The organism is Mesorhizobium sp. M8A.F.Ca.ET.021.01.1.1, assembly GCF_003998025.1.
Classification (GTDB): domain Bacteria; phylum Pseudomonadota; class Alphaproteobacteria; order Rhizobiales; family Rhizobiaceae; genus Mesorhizobium.
In genome coordinates this window covers 1-3,261 of the sequence record NZ_RZSJ01000656.1, presented here as the reverse complement: position 1 = coordinate 3,261, position 3,261 = coordinate 1, and the positions used below count along the sequence as shown (strand labels likewise).

The following is a 3,261-nucleotide window of genomic DNA, read 5'->3' as shown; positions in this document are numbered from 1 at the left end:
CGTGCCAGCGCAGGAAGGGATTGGTCGACAGTTCCTCGCCGATCGTCGTCGGCAGTGTCGGCTTGTTGTCGACCCGCAGCGCTTCAATCCGCGCGGCGCGTTCCTTCAATGCCGAATTGGTGGGGTCGACGCTCAGCGCGAAACGGGCATTGGCGAGCGTGTATTCGTGGCCGCAATAGATTGTCGTCTCGGCCGGAAGGGCTGCGAGCTTCTTCAGCGATTCGTACATGACCGGCGGCTTGCATTCGAACAGCCGCCCGCAACCCAGCGCGAACAGCGTATCCGCGGTGAACGCGACTTTCGATGCCGGCAGATGGTAGGAGACATGGCCGGCGGTATGCCCGGGCGTGGCGATCACCTCGATGCGCTCATCGCCGAGATGAAGGACGGAGCCTTCTTCGACCGTTTCGTCGATGCCAGGGATTTTCGCCTTCTCCGCCTCCGGGCCGACGATGCGCAGCTTGAAGCGCTCCTTCAGCGCCAGGTTGGCCTCGACGTGATCCATATGATGATGCGTGGTCAGGATGACAGTCGGCGTCCAGCCGGTGCGCTTGATGGCGGCCAGGATCGGCGCTTCCTCGGGCGCGTCGATGATCGCGGTCTGGCCGCTATTGGGATCATGCACTAAGACGCCGAAATTGTCGGTGCGGCACATGAACTGTTCGATTTCGACCGGCATCGCGTCTCTCCATTAGAGCGCCGTGCGTCCAGCTGGACGCACAAGGACGCTCTAACATTTTTTTGCTGCTGCATCGTGCTTTCCGAAATCGAAACCGATTTCGGGCCGATGCAGTACCGCCGCAGACATAGGGCGCCGCTTCGTGAATGTCATCCCGGGTGACAAAGCGAATAGTCATCCCGGGATGTCAAAATGACGTCCGCCGCGCCGACCACTTGGGCCTTTTGTTGAATCCGGCTGATATCACGGCTACATCCCTGACATGCATTCCGACATCGTCGACCTTCGCTCCTTCTATTCGACAACGCTCGGCCGGTTCGCCGAGCGCTCGATCACCATGGCGCTGTCGTCGATATGGGCCGCGGTGCCCAATGAGCGGCTCGTCGGCCTCGGCTATACCTTGCCCTGGCTGGAGCGCTTCGGCTCCGATGCCGAGCGGGTCTTCGCCTTCATGCCGGCGACACAGGGCGCCGTGGTCTGGCCGGCGACCGGGCCGACGGCAACGGCACTGGTCTTCGACGAGGAGCTGCCGCTGGTCGATTCCTGCATCGACCGCATGCTGCTCGTCCATTCGCTCGAACATGTCGAGAACCCGCGCGAAACGCTGAACGAGATCTGGCGGGTCCTGTCGCCGGCGGGGCGCGTCGTCATCGTGGTACCCAACCGGCGCGGTGTCTGGGCGCGCTTCGAGCATACGCCGTTCGGCAACGGGCGGCCGTTCTCACGCGGGCAGCTCACCGAACTGCTGCGCGAGGCGAATTTCACGCCGGCCGCCTGGTCCGATGCCCTGTTCTTCCCGCCATCGCGGCGGCACTTCATGATGCGCTTCCACAATGTGCTGGAGCGTGCCGGCCGGCGGCTGTGGCCGATCTTCTCCGGCGTCATCGTGGTGGAAGCGCAGAAGCGGCTTTATCAAGGCGTGCCGGTGGCCCAGCGCGCATCTCGCCGCGTCTTCATGCCGGTGCTGTCGCCGCATGGCGCGACGCGGCTCGGCCGCCGGGCCGAGGGAAGGGGTGCAGCATCGTCGGCTCGGCAAGTGACACCTTCGTGATCGCAATGGAAACTTGCATCGCGCGGCATGTTTCCGACCTATCTGTCGTGCTGGGCTCGCGGAGTGCTTGAGGGCTGCCGCCGTCGGCTCTCTTCATCCGGTTTCAGCTTCGCTACTGAATGCAAGGATCTCGGCCATGGCTGATCAACTGGACAATCAGGCCACCGTTCAACCGGTCGCCGTGGCCAGCAGCCTGCGCGATCAGGTGGCGACGATCAAACGGGCGCTCATCGGATCGCCGGTTCGCAAATGGTTGCTGTGGACGTCGGCCGGCATCATGGCCGTCATCGTCGCGACGTCGATCGGCCAGGTTCTGCTCAATCGCTGGAACCAACCCTTTTACGACGCGCTCGCGCGCCGCGACATGGCCGCCTTCCTGCATCAGCTTCTCGTCTTTGCCATGATCGCCGGCGGGCTGCTGGTGCTCAACATCGGCCAGACATGGCTCAACCAGATGATCCGGCTGAAGCTGCGCGAGGCGCTGACGCTGGATTTGATCGACCAGTGGATGCGGCCGGCGCGTGCTTTCCGGCTGGCCAATGCCGGCGCCATCGGCGTCAATCCCGATCAGCGCATGCAGCAGGATGCCGCGCATCTGTCGGACCTGTCGACCGATCTTGGTGTCGGCCTGCTGCAGTCGTTCATCCTGCTCGTGTCTTTCGTCGGCGTGCTGTGGGAGCTGTCCTCGGGCTTTGTGTTCCACATTGGTGGTTTGTCGCTGGCGATACCGGGCTACATGGTCTGGGCGGCGTTCCTCTATGCCGGCACCGCCTCCTGGCTGAGCTGGCTGGTCGGCCGGCCGCTCATCCGTCTCAACAGCGACCGCTATACGCGCGAAGCGGAGCTGCGCTCCTCGATGGTGCGCGTCAACGAGAACGTCGATGCCATCGCGCTGTACCGAGGCGAGGATGACGCCAGGCGACGGCTCGAACTCGACCTTGGCACGGTGCTGGGTGCCATGCGGCGCATCTACACCGCCCAGATCAACCTCTCCTGGGTAACCGACACCTATGGCTGGATCACCGTCGTGGCCCCGATCCTGGTTGCCTCGCCGGTCTATTTCTCGGGCGATATCAGCTTTGGCGGGCTGATGATGGCGGTCGGCGCCTTCAACCAGGTGCATTCATCGTTGCGCTGGTTCATCAACAACATCGGCAGCATCGCCGACTGGCGTGCCACGCTGATGCGTGTCGCCGACTTCCGCATCGCGCTCGATGAAACCGATGTGCTGCACGACAAGGAGAAGCGTATCTCCTTCGATGAAAACGCCAATGGCAGCCTGACGTTCGAGAAACTCCAGGTGGCCTCGCCGGCGGGTTGTACGAAGCTCTCCGACCAGCATGTCGAAATCCATGTCGGCGAGCGCGTGATGATCACCGGCGAGCCCGGCGCCGGCAAGACGCTGTTCTTCCGCGCCATTGCCGGCCTGTGGCCATGGGGGGGCGGAAAGATCGGCATGCCGGCGGGAGAAACCCCCATCTTCCTGCCCCGTGTCCCTTTCTTCCCCCCCGGTACGCTGCGCGGGGTGCTT

3 protein-coding genes are annotated in these 3,261 nt (G+C 63.6%); 2 read left to right on the top strand and 1 reads right to left on the bottom strand.

Features of this window, described 5'->3' with window-relative positions; all coding sequences use genetic code 11:
- Positions 1-679: hydroxyacylglutathione hydrolase (gene gloB, locus EOA36_RS31625; RefSeq protein ID WP_127280785.1), on the bottom strand; the 679-nt coding region annotated here is incomplete at its 3' end.
- Between the two features lie 262 nt (positions 680-941).
- Here gloB and EOA36_RS31620 point away from each other — a divergent pair.
- Together EOA36_RS31620 and EOA36_RS31615 are read left to right on the top strand one after the other, a co-directional pair.
- On the top strand, positions 942-1,730 hold the full coding sequence (locus EOA36_RS31620; protein ID WP_127280784.1) for a methyltransferase domain-containing protein: 789 nt from the start codon (positions 942-944) through the stop codon (positions 1,728-1,730).
- Positions 1,731-1,866: 136 nt separating this feature from the next.
- The coding region (locus tag EOA36_RS31615) for an ABC transporter ATP-binding protein/permease (protein WP_145969413.1) at positions 1,867-3,261 on the top strand (1,395 nt) is incomplete at its 3' end.

Excerpts from the sequence above, each read along its gene's own strand:
- EOA36_RS31620 (WP_127280784.1), top strand. The coding sequence starts at position 942 with ATGCATTCCGACATCGTCGACCTTCGCTCCTTCTATTCGACAACGCTC.